The following is a 22,901-nucleotide window of genomic DNA, read 5'->3' on the forward strand; positions in this document are numbered from 1 at the left end:
GAGAGACGACGAGGAGGATCGGTTGCAGCGCTACCGGATCCGCTGGACCAAGGAGGGTCGCGTCCGCTTCGTGTCGGCGCGCGACCTGTCCTCGGTCTGGGAACGGGCCCTGCGCCGCGCCGACCTGCCCATCGCCTACTCGGAGGGCTTCAGCCCGCACGCGAAGGTCTCGTTCCCGGACGCGTTGCCGGTGGGGGTCTCCTCCACCGGCGAGTACGCCGAGCTGACCTTCGCCGCGCCGATCGTCCCGGACCGGGACCTCGCGGCGCTGTCCGCTGCCCTCCCCGAGGGCATGGACATCACGACCTACGTGGAGGTGCCCGACGGCGCGCCGAAGCTCGCGCGCATGCTCCGGGCCACCCTCTGGGAGCTCGAGTGGCCACCCGTCGATGCCGACGAGTTGACCGCCCTGCTCTCGACCCGCGGCCGTCAGCTGCTCGCTGCCGAGCACGCCGAGGTGATCCGACGCCGTCCCAACGGTGATCGGATCGTCGACGTGCGCCCGGCCCTGCTGACGCTCGCCGTGGGCACGCGCCACGACCCCCGTGGCGCGCGCACCGTCCTCCGAGCGGTGCTCCGCAACGACGGCCCCACCGTGCGACCCACCGACCTGCAGACGGCGCTCGCGACCGATGTCGTGTCCGGGCCCGACCGCGATCCGGACGTGGCCCCGCCCGCGCTCACCACGCGCGTGGCGCAGGGCGAACCCGTCGACGGCGGCCTCCGAGAGGCCCTGTCCGGCGAGGTCGCACCGCTGGTTCTCGACGTCGACGCGGAGGCCGCGTAACCGAACGAGCCCCCCGTGACCGACCGCACCGACAACGATCAGACCCCGAACGAGGAGCCCCGCGAGGCCGACGCCCCCGACGGCACCACCGGCGACGGTGGTGGCCGCTCGCGTACGCGCAGGCGCGGTGGACGCGGCCGTCGTGGCCAGGGTGCCCGCGCTGATGGCGCTGACGGCGCTGCGAGTGCCGAGAGGACCGACGCACCGGCCGACGACGCGACGCGAGCGGCGCGCTCCGGCGACGGTGACGTCGGCGAGGCCGACTCGCGCAGCGACGACGGCAGCGAGGCGCGCTCCGGCGGTGACGGCAGCGACGGTGACGGGGACACCACGCGGCGGCGCCGTCGCGGTCGCCGCGGTCGCGGGCGCGGGAAGGGCGGCGGGGCCGGCCGCAGCGAGGGCGGCAGCGACGCGGCGTCCAGCTCCGACCGGGCTTCGGACGACGAGCAGGTCGACACCTCGCGTGACCGGCAGCGTGACCGGCAGCGTGACGGGGCGCGCGGCGAGGGTGGCCGACGGGTCGAGGGGCGACGTGGGGCTGCGGACGCCGCCGCCGACGGCGGGGACGGGACGGCCGACGGCAAGGCCAAGGGCAACGGGGATCAGCCCAGCCGCTCCGGTCGCGAACGTGACGGTGGCGGCGGACCCGCGTCCAAGGCGGATCAGGACGTCGCCGCAGCGATCGCCAAGGGCGGTACCCGCATGGCCGCCAAGGGCCGCGGGCGCAGCGGTGGCGGTGGCGGAGGCGGTGGTCGCGGTCGTGGCCAGCGCGTCGGCGGCGTCCCGGAGGAGGTGCGTCGCGCCATCCTCGAGGGGCCGCCGCGCACGATGCTGGTGACCAACCGCGAGGACCGCACGCAGATCGCCGTGCTCGAGGACCGCACCGTGGTCGAGCACTACGTGACGCGCAAGAAGGAGGTCACGTTCGTCGGCAACATCTACATGGCGCGCGTGCAGAACGTGCTGCCCGGCATGGAGGCTGCCTTCCTCGACATCGGGAAGGGTCGCAACGGGGTCCTGTACGCCGGTGAGGTCCTCTACGACGAGCTCGACCTCGAGGAGGGTGCCGACCAGCGCATCGAGAACGTCCTCAAGCCCGGCCAGAAGGTGCTCGTCCAGGTCACCAAGGACCCGATGGGTTCGAAGGGGCCGCGGCTGACGATGCACCTCTCGCTGGCCGGCCGCTACAGCGTGCTGGCGCCGAACTCCGACCTGTTCGGGATCTCGCGCAAGCTCACCGACAAGGAACGTGATCGGCTGCGGCGCATCGTGCGGTCGGTCAAGCCCGACCACCACGGGGTGATCGTGCGGACCGCGGCCGAGAACGCATCGGAGGAGCAGCTCACCGCCGACCTCCAGCGGCTGCTGGCCAAGTGGGAGAAGGTCGAGGAGGCCGCCGATGGGGCGAAGGCGATGACGGCGGTGTACGAGGAGCCGCCGCTGGTCGTCAAGGTCATCCGCGACAACTTCGGACCGGAGTTCGAGCGCTGCATCGTCGACGACGAGGACCTCTACCACCAGGTCCGTGGCTACCTCGACGAGGTCGCCCCCGAGCTGACCGGCAAGGTGGAGCTCTACGGCCAGCCGACCGCGGACGCCCGGGCCCGCGCGGCCGGTGCGCCGAGCGTCGAGGAGGCGGCCGCCGATCCGGCGACGGCCGACGAGGCCAGGGTCGAGGACGCACCGGCGGCGGACGACACCGCGGACGACACCGCGGGTTCCTCCGACACCCCCGATGCACCTGACGCGCCTGCGACCGCCGACGGTGAGGACGCCACCCCCAAGGAGGCGCCCGTCGACGAGGCGGCCAGTGCCTCCGGTTCGACGGCGGTGGTGCCGGCCGTCGTCGACCTCGAAGCGGCCCGCGCCCGACGCGAGAAGCTGCCGCGGCTGTTCGACGGGTTCGACGTCACCGACCAGCTCCGCAAGGCCACCAGCCGCAAGGTCTGGCTGCCCTCGGGCGGCTACCTGATCATCGAGTCGACCGAGGCCATGAAGGTCATCGACGTCAACTCCGGCAAGTTCACCGGGAACGGCGACATGAACCTCGAGGAGGTGGTGCTGCGCACCAACCTCGAGGCGGCCGACGAGATCGTCCGCCAGCTGCGCCTGCGCGACATGGGCGGGATCATCGTCATCGACTTCATCGACATGCTGCTCAAGGCCAACCAGGACCAGGTGGTGCGGCGCCTCAAGCGTGAGCTGCTGCGTGACCGCACCAAGACCCGGGTCTCGGAGGTCTCGCGCCTCGGCCTCGTCCAGATGACGCGCAAGAACGTCAGCCAGGGCCTCGTCGAAGCCTTCAGCCACGCCTGTGAGGCGTGCGAGGGCCGCGGCCTGATCAGCGAGCTCGACTGACCCCACCCGCGGCTGCGTCGGACGCCCGGTCGTGGGCGTCCGACCCGCGGCCCGGTGCTGACGTCTCCCGCGCGCCGAGCGGGTCGAGTAGAGGTTGGCGGATGGGCGGCGGACGGGGTCCACGTCGAGAGGTCCCACGGGGGGCGTACCCTCGCCGCCGTGTCCGACCGGTCCGCTCCCACCCGTCGACCCGTGGTCCCCACCGACCCGGGTCGTTCGCTCGTGCGCCGGGGCCTCGTGGTCATCAGACACACGCTGCGTGGCGCGCCGAAGGCCTTCACCTACGGCATCGGTGGGGCGGCGATCTACGCGACGATGACCGTGGCGGCCTCGATCGTCCTCGGACGGGTGACCGACCAGGTCATCCTGCCCGCCTTCGCCGCCGGTGAGGTCGACCGCGGCGCACTGGTGCTCGCGGTCGCCGCCATCGTCGGCGTCGCCCTGTTCAAGGCCGTGGGGGTCGTCGGTCGCCGCCTCGGTGCCTACGTCGGCCAGTACACCCTCCAGGCCGCCTACCGCCGCCGGGTCACGGGGCGCTACCTCGAGCTGCCGCTGTCCTGGCACCGCCGCCACACCACCGGCGAACTGCTGTCCAACGCCAACGCCGACGTCGAGTCCGCCTTCTTCGTCGCGGCGCCCCTGCCGATGGCCTTCGGGACCGTGCTGCTGCTGGTGATCGCCGGCGGGCTGCTGGTGGTCACCGACCCCGCCCTGGCGGCCATCGGCTTCGCCATCGGCCCGCTGCTCGGGCTGGCCAACTGGTACTACCAGCGTCGGATGCGCGTCGCGGCCACGGTCGCTCAGCAGGCGCGGTCGGACGTCAGCGAGGTCGCCCACGAATCGTTCGACGCAGCCCTCGTGGTCAAGACCCTCGGGCGCGAGGGCGCCGAGACCGACCGGTTCCGCGCCACCTCCGAGGACCTGCGCGACAAGATGATCGAGGTCGGACGGCTGCGCGCCGCGTTCGACCCGGTCATCGAGGCGCTGCCCAACGTCGGGATCCTCCTGGTGCTGCTCGTCGGCTCACGCCGGGTCGCGGCTGGGGCCCTCGGGCCCGGGGACCTGGTCACCTTCGCCTACCTGTTCCGCCTCGTGGCGCTGCCGATGCGTGTGTTCGGCTGGCTCCTCGGTGAGCTGCCCCGCGCCGTCGTGGGCTTCGACCGGGTCGCCCGCGTCCTGGTCGCCGACGAGCGCACCGACCACGGCAGCGCCTCCGGTGCCGGTGACGGCGGCGCGAGGGTCGCGATGGACGGGGTGGGCTACCACCACCCGATCGACGTCCGCGACGCGCTCGCCCAGCACGCCGACCTGGCGTTCGCGGCCGGCGCACCCTCGCCGCACGGGGTGGACGGCGACCTCCCCGCCGACGACGCCGCGGCGGGCGACCTGGACGACGAGCGGCGCGGGGTCGAGGACATGACCTTCGAGATCGCACCGGGGCGGACCGTGGCGCTCGTCGGGGCCACCGGCTCCGGCAAGTCGACCATCGCCGCGCTCCTGGTGCGTCTGATGGACCCCGATGACGGCGTCGTGGAGTTCGGCCACCACGACGTGCGCGACCTGTCGCGCGACGAGCTGGCGGCGCGCGCGGCCATCGTGTTCCAGGACGCCTTCCTCTTCGACGACACGGTCCGCGAGAACATCACCCTCGGCGTTGACGTCACCGACGCCCAGGTCGAGGCGGCTGCGCGGCTCGCCCAAGCCCACGGGTTCGTCACCGAGCTGCCGCACGGGTACCAGACGCGCGTCGGCGAACGAGGCTCGACCCTCTCGGGGGGCCAGCGGCAGCGCATCGCCCTCGCCCGAGCCCTGGTGCGCGAACCGCGGCTGTTGGTCCTCGACGACGCCACCTCCGCCGTGGACCCGTCGGTCGAGGCCGACATCCTGCGTGGCCTGTCCGAGGCGGCCCTGCCCGCCACCGTCGTGCTCGTCGCCTACCGCCGCGGCTCGATCGCGCTGGCCGACGAGGTGGTGTTCATCGAGGGTGGGCGCGTCCTGGCCCGCGGCACCCACGAACGGCTGCTCACCGAGGTCCCGGCCTACGCCCACCTCGTGACCGCCTACGAGCAGCGTGAACACGAGGCCGAGGTGCACCCGTGAGCGCCTCGACCACCACGGCACCGCGCCGCGACGCCGACCGCCCCGTCGAAGGGGCGCTGCGCACGGTGATCCGGGGGGTCTCGCTGTCGCCCGAGCTGAAGGTGGGTCTGCCGTTCACCCTGCTGCTCGCCCTGGTCGCCACCGCCGGGCGCGCCATCGTGCCGATCGCGGTCCAGCGCACCATCGACGACGGTCTGACCGACGCGGGCGTCGACCTCGGTGCGGTCACCGTCGCGGTCGCCGCGGCCGGGGTCGCCGTGCTGCTCACCGCGCTGGCCAGCGCCTGGATGAACGCGCGCCTCGCCCGGGTCGTCGAGACCGCCCTGTCGAGCCTGCGCGTGCGCGCCTTCCGCCACATCCACGACCTGTCGATGCTGCACCAGGCGTCCGAACAGCGCGGCTCGCTGGTCGCCCGGGTGACCTCCGACGTCGACGAGATCAGTCGCTTCATGCAGTGGGGCGGGCTGAACCTCATCACCGCCTCCGGTCAGTTGATCGTCAGCCTCCTGGTCATGGGGTTCTACTCCTGGCAGCTGACGCTGATCGTGGTGCTGGTGTCGGTCCCGTTCGCGTTCACCGCCCGCTGGTTCCAGCTGCGGTTGACCGCCGCCTACATCGTGGTCCGCGCCAAGGTCGGCGCGCTGCTCGGGCGCCTGGCCGAGACCGTCGTCGGCGCGCCGGTGGTGCGGGCCTACGGCATCGAGCGGCGCACCCAGGACCAGCTCGACCGCGCCATCGAGGACCACCGCAGCGCCGCGGTGAAGGCGGGCACCTACTCGGCGGTCTTCTCCGGCAGCGGCGAGCTGTTCGTGGCCCTCGCCACCAGCGGCGCGGTCGTCGCCGGGGTCGTGCTCGGCGTCGACGGCGCGGTCACCGCGGGCACCGTCGTGGCCTTCCTGTTCCTGATCAACCTCTTCATCGAGCCGGTGCTGATCGCCACCGAGGTCATCAACGAGGGTCAGACCGCGGTGGCGGGGTGGCGGCGGGTGCTCGACGTGCTCGATGTCGAGCCGGACGTGGCCGATCCCGAGGACGGGGTGACGCTGCCGCCCGGCCCGATCGAGCTCGCCTTCGAGGAGGTCTCGTTCCGCTACCCGGCCCCGGGTGAGCTCGCCCGCGAGGCGTCCGGGCCGGTGGTCCTGGCCGACATCGACCTGCGCATCGCGCCGCAGTCCCACGTCGCCGTGGTGGGCGAGACGGGGTCGGGCAAGACCACCTTCGCCAAGCTGCTCACCCGGCTGATGGACCCCACCGAGGGGCGGGTGCTGATCGACGGAGTGCCGATCGACCGCGTCGCGTTCGACTCGTTGCGCTCCCGGGTCGTGATGGTCCCGCAGGACGGCGCCCTGTTCGACGGCACCGTGGCTGACAACATCCGTCACGGCCGGCCGGAGGCGACCGACGAGGACCTCACCCTCGCCTTCCTCGAGCTCGGTCTCGCCGACTGGCTCGAGGAGCTGCCCCGGGGCCTCCTCACCGTCGTCGGCGAGCGCGGCGCGGGCCTGTCCGCGGGGGAGCGTCAGCTGGTCGCTCTCGCTCGGGCCTACGTCGCCAACCCGGACCTGCTGGTCCTCGACGAGGCCACGTCGGCGGTCGACCCGGCCACGGAGGTCCGCCTGCAGCGAGCGCTCAAGGGCCTGACCTCGGGTCGCACCACGGTGACCATCGCCCACCGGTTGTCGACCGCCGAGACCGCCGACGAGGTCCTGGTGTTCGACCGCGGGGTCATCATCCAGCGGGGCCACCACGACGACCTCGCCCGACACGCCGGCGGGATCTACGCCGGTCTGCACCGCTCCTGGGTCGCCGGTACCGGCAGCGCCCGCTGACCGTCCGTCCGTTCATCACGTCCACCGGTACGCGGCCGTACCGGGCCGAACCTCACGCGACCGGCCCCCTGCTCTACCCTCGCCGTGGAGAGCGACGTCGGGACGAGGAGAGCGCACCGGTGACCACCGCGGTCGGCACGATGGACATCCCGGAGGCGCACGCCTCCATCCCCCCGACACCGACGGCCGACCTCGATGCTGCCGTCGCCTCGCTCAAGGACCGCGCCAAGGCGTGGCAGGACGTCGACGTCCCGGCCCGGATCGCCCTCCTCGACGAACTGATCGAGGACACCCTGGCCGCGGCACCCGCGTGGGCGGTGCGTGGCGCCGAGGCCAAGGGGATCGCCCGTGACTCGCCGCTGATGGGTGAGGACTGGCTGTACGGCCCGAACGCGGTGCTCGGCAACCTCCAGCGGCTCAAGCGCACCCTGACCGACGTGCTCGAGACGGGACGCCCGCAGCCGCCCGAGATCGGCGTCGCGCCGAACGGGCAGGTCGTGGCCAAGGTGTTCCCCGCCGACGTCGTCGACCAGCTGACCCTCACCGGGTTCTCCGGTGAGATCCGGCTGCTGCCCGACGTCACCCTCGACCAGGCCGTCGAGCGGATGGGCCGCATCTACCGACCGGGTGGCAAGCCCGAGCCGGGCGTCGCCCTCGTTCTCGGCGCCGGCAACGTGTCGTCGATCGGGCCCATGGACCTCCTCTACAAGCTGTTCGCCGAGGACCGCGTCTGCATCCTGAAGATGAACCCGGTCAACGAGCACCTCGGACCCCACATCGGCGAGGCGTTCCAGGCGCTGGTCCGCGAGGGGTTCCTCCGGATCGTGTACGGCGGCAGTGCCGAGGGTGCCCACCTGTGCGAGCACCCCGACGTCACCGAGATCCACATCACCGGCTCCGACAAGACCCACGACGTCATCGTGTTCGGACCGGGGGAGGAGGGGGCGAAGCGCAAGGCCGCGAACGACCCCAAGCTCACCAAGCCGATCAGCTCCGAGCTCGGCAACGTCTCGCCCGTGATCGTGGTCCCAGGGCCGTGGTCGGACAGCGACATCGCCTTCCACGGCGAGAGCATCGCCTCGATGCTGGTCCAGAACGGCGGGTTCAACTGCGTCGCCGCCCGCGTCATCGTCACCCACCGGTCCTGGGCCAGGCGCAGCCACCTGCTCAACGCCGTGCGCGATTCGCTCCGTGTCGCCGCGCCCCGCGAGCCGTACTACCCGGGCGCCGTCGACCGGTGGAGGGCGTTCACCGGCGCCCACGGGCAGTCGGAGTGGTTCGGCGAGGAGGGCGACGACAAGGTGCCCTTCACCCTGATCCCCGAGCTCGACCCCGACGCCGAGGACGACATCGCCTTCACCACCGAGGCGTTCTGCGGCGTGATGGGCGAGGTCCCGCTCGACGCCCCACGCTCCGTGGTGGAGTACATCGAGCAGGCGGTCGAGTTCTGCAACGACCGGCTGTGGGGGTCGCTGTCGGCGAGCATCATCGTGCACCCGAAGTCCCTGGAGGACCCGCTGGTCGCCGACGCGGTCGAGCGGGCCATCGACCAACTGCGCTACGGCTCGGTGATCGTCAACCACTGGTCGGGGGTGCTCTACGGCATGGTGTCGCCGAGCTGGGGCGCCTACCCAGGGCACACCCCCGAGGACATCGGCTCGGGGACCGGCGTGGTGCACAACACCTTCCTGCTCGAGGACGTCGAGAAGTCGGTGTGTCGCGGCCCGTTCCGGCTGCCGCTCAAGCCGCCGTGGTTCCACACCCACAAGCAGCTGGCGCCCCTCGCCAAGGCGCTCACGGCGTTCACCGCGACCCGGGACCCCCGGGCGTTCTCCCGCCTGCTCTGGGCCGCCGCCCGCGGCTGACCCTCGCTACCGGTTGCAAGGGCGCGGCTGGGTGCGGCTGGTGGCTACCGGTTGCAAGGGCGCGGCTGGGTGCGGCTGGTCGCTACCGGTTGCAAGGGCGCGGCTGGGTGCGGCTGGTCGCTACCGGTCGCTACCGGTCGCCGAAGGGGGCCGGCTGGAGGGCCGTCAGGTGCCAGCGGCCTGGGTCCTCGGGTTCGCCGCGGTCGCAGGACTGCGCGTAGCTGGCGCCCGTCGGTACCTGGCGCACGGTGGCGACGTACGTCCGGCCCTCCACATCGAGGTCGACCGCGATCGCCCCGTCGGTGCCGGGTGCACCCGCCGCGGAGACGGTGACCGCGTCGCGGCGGTCGACCTCGAGCTCGGTGCGGGCCAGGACCTCGGCGGCCTGGGCGGCCCGCGGCAGGTGGCTGCGTCCGCGCAGGTGGGCGAGGTCGTGGCGGCCGGCACGGTGCAGGTCCAGCACCCGCAGCGCCTCGGCGACCTGGAGCGCGCCGTAGACCGTCCCGTCGGGGAGTGCGACGAGGTTGCCCGCGAACCGGTGCCCGCCGACGTGGCTGACCTCCCAGACCGCGTCGCCGTGCAGGGCCACCAGCGCATCGACGATGGGGCGCCCGTAGGTGGCGCAGCACCGGTCACGTCGGCCGTGGGTGCACACCAGCCAGAGGGGCTGCTCGACGCGCAGGCCGAGGCCCGGTGGTGTGGGTGCCAGGGTCAGGTTCGGGTCGAGGCGTGCGAGGTCGGTGTCCGAGGTGAGCTCGAGCTGTTCGGCCCACGGCGACGGTCCCGTGTGGGCGAGCACCACCGTCCGGGGCGTCACGAACCGGCTGCCGTTGCCGAGGCCGGGGCGCCGGATGACCTGCACCCGGACCCCGTCCCCCGCGGCGGCCTCGAGGGCGGCCCCGATGGTCGGGTCGAGCCCCGACTCGGTGAGGGCGCTGCGTCCCCAGGGGCCGGGCTGTTCCACCAGGACCCAGCCGGTGGCCACGGGCGCGGTCCCCGCGAGCTGGGCGCCGTGGGCACGGGCGAGCAGCACGCAGGTGCTGCTCGACGGCGCGTCGGTCACACGCGGTCCTCTCGGGCGGCCGGCCGGGGTGCGTCGCTCAGGCAGGAGACGGCTGGGAGCGTAGGCTGGCCGCGCCTGGCGGCTGGACGCCGGGTCACGGGGCCGGACGCCGTGAGCGCGCGCACCGTGGACCGTTTGACCCACCGGGCGCACCGCCGGTAGCCTCTCGCGACCGCGTGACGTCCCTGGACGTCCTCGCGCGACCCCCCACGTCCGGTCCGTGGGTCCTGCACGGCCTCCGCGCCGGCTGGAGCCCACGACCGACGCCCGCAGACCCGGACCTCAGACCGGACCGGTCCCATCCACCGTGCCACGCCGCAGGGCGCTGGCCTCCCCAGATCCGCCCCCCGGGGCGCGAGGGGACGGGACCGAACAGAACACGAAGGTGCAGCCGTGTACGCCGTCGTCGCCACGGGTGGCAAGCAGTACCGGGTCCAGCCCGGTCAGGAACTCACCGTCGAGAAGCTGGTCGGCGACGTGGGTGCGACCGTCGACCTGCCGGCCGTCATGGTCGTCGACGACGAGGGTGCGGTCACCGCCGGGCCCGACCTCGCCGACCGGACCGTCGGGGCCACCATCACGGCTCACGGCAAGGCCGAGTACATCCGCGTGTTCACCTACAAGAACAAGTCGCGGCAGCACAAGCGGCGCGGTCACCGTCAGCCGCAGACCACCATCCGGATCGACTCGATCTGATCCGTCACCACCGAGGGCTCGCGACGCCGGGTCCACGAGAGAGGTAGCCACGATGGCGCACAAGAAGGGCGGCGGCTCGTCCAACAACGGCCGCGACTCCAACGCACAGCGCCTCGGCGTGAAGAAGTACGGCGGCGAAGCGATCCGCGCCGGCGGCATCATCGTGCGCCAGCGGGGCACGAAGATCCACCCGGGCGAGAACGTCGGCCGCGGTGGCGACGACACCCTCTTCGCGCTCGTCGACGGTGCGGTGCGTTTCCGCAAGAGCGGTCCCCGGACCACGGCGAACGTCGACCCGGTCGACGCCTGACGTCCGGCGCGACTGAACATCCAGCAGCAGCGCGGTAGGGCGGCCCGATGGGCCGCCCTCCGTCGTTCTCGAGGTAGGAACGCACGTGGCAGACGGCCCGAGCTTCGTCGACGAGTGCACCGTCCACGTCCGTGGTGGCGCCGGTGGGGACGGTTCGGTCTCGATCCGCCGCGAGAAGCACGTCCCGCGCGGTGGTCCCGACGGCGGTGATGGCGGCAACGGTGGGTCGGTCATCCTGGTGGCCGAGGAACGGGTCGCCTCGCTGCTGGACCTGCACCGACGTCCGCACCGCCGGGGCGAGGACGGCAGGAACGGTGCCGGCAACCGACGCGACGGCGCTTGGGGCGCCGACAACGTGGTGGCGGTGCCGGTCGGCACCGTGGTCCGCGACCGTGACAGCGGCACGGTGCTCGCCGACCTGGCGCGGCCGGGGGACCGGTTCGTGGCGGCCCGCGGCGGCCGCGGAGGTCGCGGCAACGCCGCGTTCGCCACCCGCTACCGCCGGGTGCCGATGTTCGCCGAGCACGGCGAGACCGCCACCGAACGCTCCCTCCGCCTCGAACTCAAGCTGATCGCCGACGTCGGCCTCGTCGGCTTCCCGTCGGCCGGCAAGTCCTCGCTGGTGGGGCGTCTGTCGGCCGCGACGCCGCGGGTCGAGGCCTGGCCGTTCACCACCCTCACCCCACACCTTGGCCTGATGCGCGGCGGCGAGACGCCGGACGGGGACCCGATCGACGTGGTCCTGGCGGACGTGCCCGGCCTGATCGAGGGGGCGGCCGAGGGCAAGGGGCTCGGGATCCAGTTCCTGCGCCACATCGAGCGCTGCCTGGTGCTCCTGCACGTCCTCGACGCCGCACCGTTCGAGCCGGACCGCGACCCGGTCCGTGACCTCGCCATCCTGCGCGAGGAGCTGCGCAAGCACGACCCCTCGCTGCTCGAGCGCCCACAGCTGATCGTGCTCAACAAGGTCGACCTGCCCGACGGGCGGGCCATGGCCGAGCTGATCCGCGACCAGCTGGCGGCCGAGATCGGCGGCGACGAGGACGTGGACGAGTTCGCGGACGAACGCCCCGTGGACGTGCTCGAGGTGTCGGCCATCTCCGGGGCCGGCCTCGATGCGCTGCGCTACCGCCTCGGTGAGCTGGTGGCGGCCGAACGCGCGCGCGTCGGGCTGCGGACCGTGACGCCCGACGAGGACGCCGAGGTCACCCTGCGCCCCATCCGTCGTGACGAGCGGGACTTCTCGGTCGGCCGCGACGACGCGGCGCGGTACGTGGTGCGCGGCGAGCGGGTCGAACGGTGGGTCCAGATGCTGCCGCTGACCGAACGTGACGCGGTCCGCTACCTGCAGGGGCGCCTGCGCCGTGCCGGCGTCGAGGCGGCGCTGGTCGACGCGGGTGCCCGTGAGGGGGACGAGGTCGTCATCGGGGGGCTGGTCTTCGAGTTCGAGCCGAACCTCGACGACCTGCCCGCCGAGGAGCGCGAGGCGATCCTCGCGGGCGAGCTCGACGACCACGACGAGATCGCGGACGATCACGACGAGGACGTGGACGCCCCCGAGCTCGGCGCGGACGGCCGGGAGGTGGGCACCGAGGACGCAGGTCCGACGGTCGCCGTGGACGAGGAGCACGGGCCGTGACGGGGCGGTTCGCGCGGCCCCAGCTGGCCGTGGTGAAGGTCGGCTCGTCGTCCCTGCGGGGCACCGACGGGCGGCTCGATCGCCCCCAGGTCACCCAGCTCGCCGAGCAGCTGGTGGCGGCCCGCGGAGCCGGGACCCGACTGGTGCTCGTCTCGTCCGGTGCGGTCGCCGCCGGGATGGGTCTGCTCGGCCTCGAACGCCGTCCGGTCGACCTGCCCACCCTGCAGGCCTGCGCCGCGGTGGGGCAGAGCGAGCTGATCCAGACCTACCAGCGGGTCTTCGAACGGGCCGGGCTGGCCGCCGGGCAGGTGCTGCTGACCCAGGACGACTTCGTCCGACGCGCCCGCTACCTCAACGCGCGGACCTCGTTGCAGCGGCTGCTCGACCTCGGCGCGGTGCCGATCATCAACGAGAACGATGCCGTCGCCACCGACGAGCTGTCCTACGGCGACAACGACCACCTCGCCGCGCTCGTCGCCTCGATGCTGGACGCACAGCTGCTGGTGCTGCTCTCGGACGTGGCCGGGCTGCACGACGGCGACCCGCGCAAGGACCCGGACGCGCCGGTCATCGCCCAGGTCGACGACGTGGACGCGCTCGACGGCACCATGATCGGCGGGACCGGGTCGTACGTCGGGTCCGGTGGGATGCGCACCAAGGTCGAGTCGGCCCGTGTCGCGGTCCGCAGCGCGACCCACGCCGTGGTCGCGGACGCGCGGCGGCCGGGCGTGCTCGCCGACGTGCTCGACGGCGTCGAGGTCGGCACCTGGTTCGTCGCCGGCCAGCGTCGGCTCGAGGCGCGCCGCCTGTGGATCGGCTTCGCCCTGACCGTCCGAGGGCGCGTCCACGTCGATACGGGAGCGGCCGACGCGCTGCGGCGGCGCGGGACGTCGCTGCTCGGGGTCGGGGTGATCCGCGCGGACGGGCACTTCGCCGTCGGGGACGCCGTCGAGGTCGTCGACCCCGACGGCAACGTCCTGGCCCGGGGCCTCGCCAACTACGACGTCGCGTCGGTCACGCAGCTGGCGGGACGCTCGACCCGTGACGCCGCCGCGGAGCTCGGTCCCGCGTTCGCGCGGGAGGTCATCCACCGCGACGACCTCGTGGTCCTCAGCTGACCGAACCTCGGATCGTCCCGCCACGTTCGGCACAGCGGACGCACCGACGGGCGGTGGGGCGAGCCGCCAGCCGTTCGGCCCCGATGGGCCCGTCGCACCCCTCGCAGGTGCCGTAGCTGCCCGTCGCGACCCGATCGGCCACCTCGTCGAGCTCAGCGAGGTGGGCGCGTGCGTCGGCGAGCAGGGCGGTCACCTGTGCACGTTCGAAGCCGATGGTCGCGCCCTCGGGGTCGTGTTCGTCGTCGGGGCTGTCACCGGTCGCCTCGAACAGCAGCGCGAGGTCACGTTCGAGCCCGGCGATGCGTGCTGCGGTCCGCTCGCGGTCGGCCGTGAGCCGCTCGTCTAGCCTCGCAGCGTCGCCTGCGCCTGCGCCGGGGCCGTCGTCGGTGCCGGTCACCGTGCGCCGACGACGGCGGCGGCGATCGACTCGTCGGGCGCGATGGCGAGCCGCACCGCGTCGCCCTCGCAGCGCACCACGGCCGTCGTGTCCCCGGTGAACCGGACCTCGTCGCCGCTGCCGCTGCGGCGGGCCTTCGGCGCAGCGGCGGCGTACCAGTCGGTGACCGACGCGCACAGGGCGGGATCGCCGGCCTGCCGGTCGGTCAGGGCCAGGCCGACCACCGGGTCGCCACCGACGTCCCAGAGGTGGACGGCGCCGCCGGCCCAGGCCGCTGCCCGTTCCATCGGTTCGGAGAGGGCCGCGTCGTCGTCGCCGCCTGGCGCCTCGAACAGCCAGGCCAGGGGCGCGGCGCCGAAGGTGTCCTGCAGCCGCTCGGTCCCCCCGCGCGGAGCGTTCAGGGAGGGCGGCGAGGCGGCGCGCTCGTCCGCGCGCTCGGGGAACAGCACCCCGGCCGTCGTGGTGGGCGGGTCGGCGTACGAGGCGTCGACCGCGCCCCACCCACCCTCGAGCCAGCGGTCGCAGATCAGATCGAGGCCCGCCGTGTAGGGGAACAGGAGCTCGCGCGCGAGGTAGTGGGGGAAGGCCTCCAGCTGGGCCTGTTGCTCGGCGAAGTCAGCCGAGCCCGCCAGGCCGATCTGCTCGCTGAACGAGAGGTGCTCGAGGGTCCACAGGTTCATCAGGAGAGTGGCGTCGCCCTCGATGACCGAGAGCCGCGCGAGCGCGGCGTCGGCGTCGAGCCCGTCGTCGAGGTCGGGCAGGCCGATCGTCTGGTCGACGAGGGCGTGCTCGAGCTCGTGGGCGAGGGTGATCCGGTCGATCGGGCGGAGCTGGTCGCCATCGGGTGTTCGGACCACCAGCCGTTCGTCCTCGGGGGAGTAGAAGCCGGCGACCTGCGACTCGAGCAGGTCGCGGCTGAGCTGCTCGAGGTCGGCGTCCCGTGGGATGGCGCGCAATCCGACGAGGATGGCGGTCTGTGCCGCGAGCTCCTCGCGGTCCAGGCTCTCGTCCAGGATCTGGTCGAGCTCGGCGGCCAACGCCGCGTCGTCGAGGAACGCCACCTCGACGTCGTGGGTGAAGTCCAGCTCCCGCATCGTGGCGACCTGCTCGGCGATGACGTCGACCACGTCCTCTGGATCGTCGGTGGTGGCGGTGTCGTCGCCGTCGGTGTCGTCGCCGTCGGTGTCGCCGCCGAGGAGGCCGCCCAGCAGCCCGTCGAGGTCGCCGCCGTCCCCGCCGCCGAGGAGGCCGTCCAGCAGGCCGCCGAGGTCGCCGCCGTCCCCGCCGCCGAGGAGGCCGTCCAGCATCCCGTCGAGACCTCCGCCACCAGGGGTCATGCAACGCACGCCGGGGATCTCACCGGACACGCCGCCGAGCAGCCCGTCCAGCAGCCCGTCGAGGCCGTCACCGCCACCGCCGAGGAGCCCGTCGAGCAGGCCACCGAGGTCGCCACCACCGTCGCCGAGGAGTCCGTCCAGCAGCCCGTCGAGGCCGCCACCCCCCTCGGCCTCGAGCCGCTCGACCTCCGCCCGTAGCTCGGCCACCTCGGCGGTGAGTTCGTCCACCCGTCGCTCGTGCTCGGCGGCCCGACGCGCGGACACCACGGCCGCCATGGACGTGGCGATCAGGCCGACCACGAGGGCGCCGGCGAGGAAGGCGAGCAGGACGGGGCGTGCGGTCATGGCGGGCAGGGTAGAGGGGTGGCCAGCGCCGGGTCGTCGGGATGTGAGCGAGCTGTGGACACCCGGGGGCCACGTTGGGGACCGCCGAGCGCACGGGTAGGAGCTTCCTCGCACGCGCTCCGGGGCACCGACCGGTGCATCGGGCAGCATCCCTTGCCCGCCGGCCGTCCGAGGTCCGGCCCGTCCTCAGGAACCCACCGGTGGCCGACCTCGACGCCGCGTCGTCCGACCCGCTGGAGCTCGTCCGTCCCCACCTGACGGGGCCCGACGCGGCGGAGGTCCTCGGGGCGGCGCTCGGCGCGGCCGACCTCCGGCTCGACGGGTGGCGCGTCGACTCGGTGCACCACCGCGTCGGTCGATCCCTGTCGGTGCTGTACACGGCCAGGGTGGGGACGCTCGACGGGGCCGGGCACGACCTCGCCCTCGTCGCCCACGTCGACCGCCAGCCGGTGCCGACCGGGCCGGTGGAGGTGAGGGTCGCGGGGGTGGCGGTCTCGGTGTGGCGCTTCCCCGACGATCCGTTCCTGCCCGGTCTGCCGTCGGCGACGTCGGCCTCCCGGGTGCGTGAGCTGCTGGACCGCCTCGAGGTCCCCCCGGGAGACGTCGGCCTCGAGGTCCGCGCCTACCGGCCCTCCCGGCGTGCCGTCATCGAGGTCGCCGTCCACACCCCCGGGGCGGCGGCACGGGTCCTGTACCTCAAGGTCATGGCGGGAGCCCGGGCCTCGCGGTTGGCCACGGTGCACGGCGAGCTCGCTGCTGCCGGGGTCCCCGTCCCCGGGGTGGTCGGCGTCGCACCCGACCAGGGGCTGCTGGCGATCCGGGCGCTGGCGGGCACGACCCTGCGCTCCGCGCTGGCGGGCGACCAGGTGGTCCCACCGGCCGACGCGTTGGTCGCGGTCTCCGAACGGTTCGCGGCCGCGAACCTGACCGCGGGGGCGGACCCGGCCCGGTTCGCGGACCCGACGCGGCACGTCACCGTGCTGGCCGCCCTCTGCCCCGACCGCCGTGACGAACTCGAGGTCACCGCCGCCATCGCGCGTGCCGTCGGCGGCCCGCGGGTGCCGGTCCACGGCGATCTGCACGAGGCTCAGCTGCTCGTCGAGGGGCCCGCGCTGGTCGGGGTGCTCGACGTGGACGGGGCGGGGGAGGGGTGGCTCGCCAACGACGCCGGATCGCTGGTGGCCCACCTCGAAGCGGTCGGCGAGGTGTGGCCGCAGGTCGACGCCCGGGCCCGCCGGTACGCCGCGGAGGTGGCCGAGGCCTACGCGCGGCTGCTCGATCCCCGCGACCTCGCGCGGGGGGCAGCTGCGGCGTGGCTCGGCCTGGCGACCGGGCCCTACCGGGTCCAGGACGTGGCGTGGGAGCGCTTCACCCGGACGCGGATCGACCGTGCCGCGGCGTGGGCGGCCCGGGCGAGGTGAGCGATCGGTCGCGAGCCCCGATCAGGCGCGATCCTCGAGGCCGACGACCCGCCACCCGCGGTCCTCGAACCCCACGGCGTCGGCCACGCGGGCCGAGGCGAGGTTGTCCGCCTCGTGCAGGTAGGTGGCGACCCGCCCGTCGGCCAGCACCCGGCGGGCGGCCGTCGCCACCAGTCGTCGTGCCAGGCCGCGTCCCCGTGCTGCTTCCGTGGTCACGACCGCCAGCTCGGCGCCGTGCTCGTCGTGCTCCTTGATGCCGAGTCCGGCGAGGTAGGTGCCGTCCGCGTCGCGCACCAGCAGCACCTCGGGGGCGTTGAAGGGTCGCAGCCACTCCGGCAGCGACGGGTCGCCGCGAGGGACCCAGTCACCGACGTCCGGCAGGTCGGCGACCTGCTCGAGCCGGTCGATCCAGCGCAGCACGGCCGTCCCGATGCGCTGGTCCGTCGCGCGCAGGGCCTGCGCGACGGCGGCGCACCACGACGGCTGGTCGAGGACCCCCGGATCGAGACCGCCGAGCAACTCGATCGGCTCCACCCGGTCCGGCGGTACCGACAGGAGGAGGCCGGGTTCGCCGAGGTCCGGCGGGTCGGGGTCGAGCACCCCGAGCAGCCGCCGGACCTGCCCGTCCCAGCCGGGCCGGTTCCGGGCGTCGCTGCCGACCACGTCGAGGGGCAGTTCGGGTGGCCACGCGCCGAGCCAGGCGGTCAGGTGGGCGGCGAGCGACGGCGCCCCCGCGTCACGGCCGTCCCGGTGACGGCCATCCGCGCCGAGGGACCCATCGCTCACCGGCTGGGGTCGAGCAGCAGCTTGCCGACGCTGCGCCGAGCCCGCAGGTCGCGGTGGGCCTCGGCCGCATCGGACAGGGCGTAGGTGCCGCCGACCACGGGACGCAGGTCGCCGGCGGCGGTGAGGTGGAGCAGCTCTTGCATCGGCGCGGCCAGGTGTCGCTGCGGGTTCTTCATCGCGTGCACCAACCAGAAGCCGACGACCGCGCGCGACCGACCCATCAGTTCGCCGACGTTGACGGGGGAGGGGTTCTGGCGGCTGGCCATGCCGAACACGACCAGGCGTCCGAACGGTGCGAGCGCCGCGAGGCTCTGGTCGGTGGTGGCGCCGCCGACCATCTCGAGGATCACGTCGACCTTGCCGCCGTTCGCCTCCTCGAGGCGTTCCTTCAGCCCCTCCTCGGCGCCGTCGATGGCGACGTCCGCACCGAGGTCGAGCGCGAGCTTGCGCTTCTCCTCCGACGAGGCGACGGCGATGACCTTGCCGGCCCCCCACCGCTTGGCGAGCTGGACTGCCAGCGTCCCGACCCCGCCCGCTGCGGCGTGGACGACGACCGACTCGCCCTCCTGGAGGTGGGCGGAGGTGCGCAGCAGGTGCCAGGCGGTCGTGCCCTGCAGGACCAGGGCCAGCGCCTGGCCGTCGTCGACCGCGTCGGGCAGGTCGAAGGTGGTGGGGGCGGGGGCCAGGGCCTGCTCGGCGTACCCACCGCCGGCGAGGAGGGCGACCACGCGTCGGCCGCCCGGCAACGTGCCGGCCGCCTCGGCGCCGGGGACCAGTGGGAGGGTCTGCGGGGCGAGGTAGGAATCCTCGGCCTGGTGGGTGTCGGCGTAGTTGACGCCAGCGTGCGTGACGGTCAGCACCTCGGTGCCGGGCACCGCCTCGGGCTCGGGCTGGTCGTCCACGAGCTGCAGGACCTCGGGGCCGCCGAACTCGGTGATACGGATCGCGCGCACGTGGTGGGACCTTGTCGTCGTCGGGTCGGGTTGCAACACGCTACCCACTCGTCGGGAGCGCGCGGTCACCGCCGTCGCCGATGGTCAGGTGGTGACGTCGGCGAGGTCGGCGCTGACGGCGGCGATGAGCGCATCGGCGTCGGTCAGGAGGGCGGTCCCGCGGCGCCCGCTGCCGAGGGACACCCGACCGGTGCCGGCGATGGCCGCGTCGGCGATCACCGGCCAGACCCGGGTGGTGCCGAGCGGGGTGATCGATCCGCGCTCGTAGCCCGTGGCGTCTCGCGCGGTGTCGGCGTCGGGCAGCGACAGGCGCGAGACGCCGAGGTGGGCGCGCAGCTTCGGCCAGTCGATCGACCGTGGACCCGGTACGAGGACGAGCACGAAGTCGTCGTCGGCGCGCCGGACCACCAGCGTCTTGAGCAGCTGCTCGGGCGCGACGCCCGTGGCTTCGGCGGCCTCCTCGGCGCTGCGGACACCCTGGACCGAGCGCAGCTCGTAGGTCAGGCCGAGCGTGTCGGCGGCGGCAGCAGCAGGGGGCGGGTCGGCGGTCACGTGCGTGCCTCACGAGGATCCGGGGTGGGCTTGACGGTACCGCCCGACCCGTGCAACCTTACACTGTTAGGGATTGCGAACACTGTAAGGTCAGCCGGGATGGGCGAGGTGGGAGCGAAGGCGTGGGTGGAGCAGCGGCCGCAGCGGGTGGGACCGACGGGTCGGGCGAGGGGCACGGCAGCCGCGTCGACCGCCGACGGGACGCCACCCGAGCCGACATCCTCGAAGCGGCCTCGCGGTTGGCGCACCGGGACGGGATCGCGGGGCTGTCGCTGCGCGACCTCGCCGCCGAGGTCGGCATGAAGGCGCCCTCGCTCTACTCGTACTTCGACTCCAAGGGGGCCATCTACGACGCCCTGTTCGCGGAGGGTTACCGCGAACTCGACGTGCGGATCGACGCCGTGCCGTGGGACGCGCCCGTGGCCGACGTCCTGGCCGAGGGGATGCGGACCTTCCTGACCTTCTGCGTCGAGGACCTGCCCCGCTACCAGCTGATGTTCACGCGGGTGCTGCCGGGCTGGGAGCCGAGCGCTGACGCGTACGCCGTGTCGGTGGCGTCCTACGAGCAGCTGGTGGCTCGCTTCGCGGCGCTCGGCATCACCGACCGTTCATCACTCGACCTGTGGACCGCGCTGACCGCCGGGTTCGCGGCGCAGCAGGTCGCCAACGATCCCACCGGGGACCGGTGGATCGCCCTGGTCGACGACGCCGTCGACCTGTTCCTCACCCACCTGGAGGTGACGCGATGACGCCCACGACCGGCTCCCTCGCCGTGTCCGACATCCGACGGATCGGCCGTGGCGACGACGCCGCGACCCTGGCAACGGCGGTCTACGAGCGGTTGTTCGAGCTGCTCGACCGGCTGCGACCGGACGACTGGGCCCGGCCCACCGACTGCGCAGGTTGGGATGTCGACGACATCGTCGGCCACCTCCTCGGAGCGGCCGAGGGCCACGCGTCGCCGCGCGAGGCCTTGCGGCAGTCGTTGCGTGGATGGCGCGAGCGGTCCCGCTTCGACGGCAGCACGCTCGACGCGATGAACGACCTCCAGGTCCGCGAGCACGCCCACCTCTCCCCGGAGGAGAAGGTGACCGCCCTGAGAGCGGTCGTGCCCGCAGCCGTTCGCACGCGCGCCGGACTGCCCGGGCTGGTGCGTGCGATCCCCTTCCCGATCCCGGCGGTCGGTTCGATGCCGAGCGGTCTGCCCACGCGCGTCACCGTGGGCCAGGGCGTCGACACCCTCATCACGCGTGACGTGCTCATGCACCGCATCGACATCGCGCGCGCGGCGGACCTCGACCCCGCGCTCGGGGGCGAGGCGGACCGTCGGCTCGTGGCCGACATCGTGGCCGAGTGGGCGCAGCGGCACGGTCAGCCGGTGGTGCTGCACCTCACCGGTCCCGCGGGTGGCACCTACCACCAGCACGACGGCGGGCCGTCCCTCGAGCTCGACGCGGCCGAGTTCTGCCGCGTGGTGTCGGGGCGAGCGACGGGCGCGGGGTTGCTCGCCACCCACGTGCTCTTCTAGGCATCGCCGGCGGCGGCCTCGTCGTCCTCCGCGGTCGCCCGCTCCTGGCGAGCCTCGAGGAAGAACGCACCGAGGGTGGCTGCCAGCGAGGCGAAGACGACCACGGCGTAGGCGGTCAGCAGCAGCGCCAGCAGCCGTCCCGCGAGGGTGATCGGTTCGGCCACGATCGAGCCCGAGATGGCGGCGTTGGCCGCGATCCACAGCGCATCGCCGAGCGAGTCGACCCCGCCGTCCCGGCCACGTTCGAGGACGTACAGCAGCTGGCCGCCTGAGAAGATCGTGATGAGCGTGGCGGCTGCGAGGAACTGCAGGCGGCCGGCCAACAACCCCCGGGCCGTGCCGACGGCCCGGTACGAGGCGCCGGCGACGCGGGCCGCCGGCAGCACCCGGACCGCTCGCAGGGCCCGCGCGACGCGAAGGACCCGCAGGGCGGGCAGGGCGAGGAACAGCACCGACGGCCAGCGGCGCCGCAGGTAGCGCAGTGGGTGACCCGACACACCGAGCTTGACCGCGAGCTCCAGGGCGAACACGCCCCAGATGGCGTTGCCGACCAGCGCCAGACCCTGCCGCTGGTCGGCGGGCGCCACCAGCTCGTAGGCCACGAGGCCGGCCCAGACGACGGCGAGCACCGCCATCGGGATGTCCAGCCGCTCCTCGAGTACGGCGGCGGTGCGTTCCCGTGCGGACGGCTCGTCATCGGGGTCGGGGCACAGGGTGGGGGACGCGGCGTCGGGATCGTCCCGGCCGCGGCGTCCGTCCCGGGCGGGCGGGTCCCCGTCCGCGCTCACGGCACCAGCAGCAGCTTGCCGCTGGTGGTCCCCGACTCGAGGTCGGCGTGGGCCTGCGCCGCCTCTGCCAGCGGGTAGCGGGCGTGGACGGCGACGTCGAGGTCGCCGCTGTCGACCAGGTCGAACAGCGTCGTCGCGCGCCAGGTCAGCTCGTCCGGTGTGGCGGTGTACGCGCCGATGCCCGGACGGGTCACGTACAGGGAGCCGTGCCGGCTGAGCGTCTGGAGGTCGACGGGCGGGACCTTGCCCGACGACTGCCCGAAGAGCACGAGCGTCCCGCGCGGGGCGAGCGACCGCAGCGACTGCTCGAAGGTGTCGGCACCGACCGAGTCGTACACGACCTGCACGCCACGGCCGTCGGTCAGTCGACGGACCTCGTCGCTGATGACCACGCCCTCGTCGCGGTAGCGGATCACGTCCTGCACCCCGAGACGGCGGACCTCGGCCTCCTTCTCGTCGGTGGAGGTCAGGCCGATCACCCGCGCCCCGCGACGGAGCGCCAGCTGCGACAGGAGACGCCCGACGCCCCCGGCCGCCGCGTAGACCAGCGCCGTGTCGTCCCGCCCGAGCGGGTAGGTCGAGTGGCTGAGGTAGTGGGCGGTGATGCCCTGCAGCATCATCGCCGCGGCCACCTCGAGGTCCAACCCGTCCGGCACGCGGACCGCCACCTCGGCCGGGAGCGCCACCAGCTCTGCGTAGCTGCCGAGGGTCCCGTGCCACGCGACGCGGCGCCCGACCAGTGCCTCGTCGACGCCGTCGCCGACCGCGACGACCTCGCCGGCCCCCTCGAGCCCGAGGCCGCTCGGCAGGTCCAGGGGGTAGGCACCGGACCGCTGGTAGGTGTCGATGAAGTTCACGCCCGCCGCCGCGACACGCACCAGGACCTCGCCGGGGCCCGCGCTCGGGTCGGGTACGTCGTCGAACTGCATCGCTCCGGGCTCACCGGGCTCGTGGACACGGATGGCGCGCATCGCCAGGCTCCTTCGACGGTGGTCGGGCGGGTTCGACGCTAGTGGCGACCTCCTACGC

The 22,901-nt window shown here is 73.7% G+C and carries 19 protein-coding genes and 2 pseudogenes; 13 read left to right on the plus strand and 8 right to left on the minus strand.

Going from position 1 to position 22,901, the window contains the following annotated elements:
- Positions 1–22: 22 nt before the first annotated feature.
- From NITAL_RS24750 to NITAL_RS24770, 6 genes and pseudogenes are all read left to right on the plus strand, one after another.
- Positions 23–787, plus strand: coding sequence for a TIGR03936 family radical SAM-associated protein (locus tag NITAL_RS24750; RefSeq protein ID WP_052668912.1), 765 nt, complete (start codon positions 23–25; stop codon positions 785–787).
- Positions 788–1,948: 1,161 nt separating this feature from the next.
- Positions 1,949–2,359: pseudogene (locus NITAL_RS29660) on the plus strand (ribonuclease E/G); the annotation flags it as partial.
- 261 nt (positions 2,360–2,620) lie between these two features.
- Positions 2,621–3,130: pseudogene (locus tag NITAL_RS29665) on the plus strand (ribonuclease E/G); the annotation flags it as partial.
- A gap of 174 nt (positions 3,131–3,304) precedes the next feature.
- A complete protein-coding gene (locus NITAL_RS24760; protein ID WP_157042077.1) occupies positions 3,305–5,245 on the plus strand; it encodes an ABC transporter ATP-binding protein in 1,941 nt (646 codons plus the stop codon).
- Complete coding sequence (locus NITAL_RS24765; RefSeq protein ID WP_083441995.1) at positions 5,242–7,074, plus strand: ABC transporter ATP-binding protein; 1,833 nt, start codon at positions 5,242–5,244, stop codon at positions 7,072–7,074. The genes NITAL_RS24760 and NITAL_RS24765 overlap by 4 nt, the downstream gene beginning before the upstream one ends.
- A gap of 119 nt (positions 7,075–7,193) precedes the next feature.
- The gene (locus NITAL_RS24770) at positions 7,194–8,939 is read left to right on the plus strand and encodes an aldehyde dehydrogenase family protein (RefSeq protein ID WP_052668914.1); all 1,746 of its coding nucleotides are present in this window, start codon (positions 7,194–7,196) and stop codon (positions 8,937–8,939) included.
- Between the two features lie 130 nt (positions 8,940–9,069).
- On the opposite strand, the gene NITAL_RS24775 is transcribed toward NITAL_RS24770, so the two are convergent.
- Positions 9,070–10,002 carry a ferredoxin family protein gene (locus tag NITAL_RS24775; RefSeq protein WP_052668915.1) on the minus strand — a complete coding sequence of 311 codons (933 nt, stop codon included), beginning with the start codon at positions 10,000–10,002 and terminating at the stop codon, positions 9,070–9,072.
- Positions 10,003–10,395: 393 nt separating this feature from the next.
- Between NITAL_RS24775 and rplU the strand changes: the two genes are divergently transcribed.
- The 4 genes from rplU to proB all read left to right on the plus strand — a co-directional run bounded on the left by rplU (position 10,396) and on the right by proB (position 13,765).
- A complete protein-coding gene (gene rplU / locus NITAL_RS24780; protein ID WP_052668916.1) occupies positions 10,396–10,698 on the plus strand; it encodes a 50S ribosomal protein L21 in 303 nt (100 codons plus the stop codon).
- Between the two features lie 52 nt (positions 10,699–10,750).
- Positions 10,751–11,008: a 50S ribosomal protein L27 gene (rpmA, locus tag NITAL_RS24785; protein ID WP_052668917.1), complete on the plus strand. Its 258-nt coding sequence runs from the start codon at positions 10,751–10,753 to the stop codon at positions 11,006–11,008.
- Between the two features lie 85 nt (positions 11,009–11,093).
- On the plus strand, positions 11,094–12,647 hold the full coding sequence (gene obgE / locus NITAL_RS24790) for a GTPase ObgE (protein ID WP_052668918.1): 1,554 nt from the start codon (positions 11,094–11,096) through the stop codon (positions 12,645–12,647).
- Entirely contained in the window at positions 12,644–13,765 is a 1,122-nt protein-coding gene (gene proB / locus NITAL_RS24795; protein WP_083442324.1) for a glutamate 5-kinase, read from the plus strand. The genes obgE and proB overlap by 4 nt, the downstream gene beginning before the upstream one ends.
- Here the strand turns inward: proB and NITAL_RS24800 are convergent.
- Together NITAL_RS24800 and NITAL_RS24805 are read right to left on the minus strand one after the other, a co-directional pair.
- The gene (locus NITAL_RS24800; RefSeq protein WP_211262668.1) at positions 13,758–14,162 is read right to left on the minus strand and encodes a TraR/DksA family transcriptional regulator; all 405 of its coding nucleotides are present in this window, start codon (positions 14,160–14,162) and stop codon (positions 13,758–13,760) included. The two genes, proB and NITAL_RS24800, sit on opposite strands and share 8 nt — an antisense overlap.
- A complete protein-coding gene (locus NITAL_RS24805) occupies positions 14,159–15,844 on the minus strand; it encodes a bZIP transcription factor (RefSeq protein WP_052668919.1) in 1,686 nt (561 codons plus the stop codon). The genes NITAL_RS24800 and NITAL_RS24805 overlap by 4 nt, the downstream gene beginning before the upstream one ends.
- A gap of 200 nt (positions 15,845–16,044) precedes the next feature.
- Here NITAL_RS24805 and NITAL_RS24810 point away from each other — a divergent pair, with 200 nt between their 5' ends.
- Positions 16,045–17,265 (plus strand): aminoglycoside phosphotransferase/kinase family protein, encoded by a 1,221-nt coding sequence (locus NITAL_RS24810; protein ID WP_052668920.1) that lies wholly within the window; start codon positions 16,045–16,047, stop codon positions 17,263–17,265.
- 21 nt (positions 17,266–17,286) lie between these two features.
- Here NITAL_RS24810 and NITAL_RS24815 read toward each other — a convergent pair whose 3' ends face one another.
- The 3 genes from NITAL_RS24815 to NITAL_RS24825 all read right to left on the minus strand — a co-directional run bounded on the left by NITAL_RS24815 (position 17,287) and on the right by NITAL_RS24825 (position 19,556).
- Complete coding sequence (locus tag NITAL_RS24815; protein ID WP_083441997.1) at positions 17,287–18,051, minus strand: GNAT family N-acetyltransferase; 765 nt, start codon at positions 18,049–18,051, stop codon at positions 17,287–17,289.
- Positions 18,048–19,004, minus strand: a complete 957-nt coding sequence (locus NITAL_RS24820; protein ID WP_052668921.1) for a quinone oxidoreductase family protein — start codon at positions 19,002–19,004, stop codon at positions 18,048–18,050. Before NITAL_RS24820 ends, NITAL_RS24815 begins: the two co-directional genes overlap by 4 nt.
- An 84-nt stretch (positions 19,005–19,088) precedes the next feature.
- Positions 19,089–19,556, minus strand: coding sequence for an aminoacyl-tRNA deacylase (locus tag NITAL_RS24825; protein WP_052668922.1), 468 nt, complete (start codon positions 19,554–19,556; stop codon positions 19,089–19,091).
- Between the two features lie 122 nt (positions 19,557–19,678).
- Between NITAL_RS24825 and NITAL_RS24830 the strand changes: the two genes are divergently transcribed.
- Both NITAL_RS24830 and NITAL_RS24835 read left to right on the plus strand, forming a co-directional pair.
- Positions 19,679–20,305, plus strand: coding sequence for a TetR/AcrR family transcriptional regulator (locus NITAL_RS24830; protein ID WP_169786952.1), 627 nt, complete (start codon positions 19,679–19,681; stop codon positions 20,303–20,305).
- Positions 20,302–21,084, plus strand: a complete 783-nt coding sequence (locus NITAL_RS24835) for a maleylpyruvate isomerase family mycothiol-dependent enzyme (RefSeq protein WP_052668923.1) — start codon at positions 20,302–20,304, stop codon at positions 21,082–21,084. The genes NITAL_RS24830 and NITAL_RS24835 overlap by 4 nt, the downstream gene beginning before the upstream one ends.
- On the opposite strand, the gene NITAL_RS24840 is transcribed toward NITAL_RS24835, so the two are convergent.
- Positions 21,081–21,872, minus strand: coding sequence for an ion transporter (locus tag NITAL_RS24840; protein ID WP_052668924.1), 792 nt, complete (start codon positions 21,870–21,872; stop codon positions 21,081–21,083). The genes NITAL_RS24835 and NITAL_RS24840 overlap by 4 nt on opposite strands.
- Entirely contained in the window at positions 21,869–22,843 is a 975-nt protein-coding gene (locus tag NITAL_RS24845; protein ID WP_052668925.1) for a quinone oxidoreductase family protein, read from the minus strand. Before NITAL_RS24845 ends, NITAL_RS24840 begins: the two co-directional genes overlap by 4 nt.
- Between the last annotated feature and the right edge of the window lie 58 nt (positions 22,844–22,901).

The organism is Nitriliruptor alkaliphilus DSM 45188, assembly GCF_000969705.1.
GTDB classification, from domain to species: domain Bacteria; phylum Actinomycetota; class Nitriliruptoria; order Nitriliruptorales; family Nitriliruptoraceae; genus Nitriliruptor; species Nitriliruptor alkaliphilus.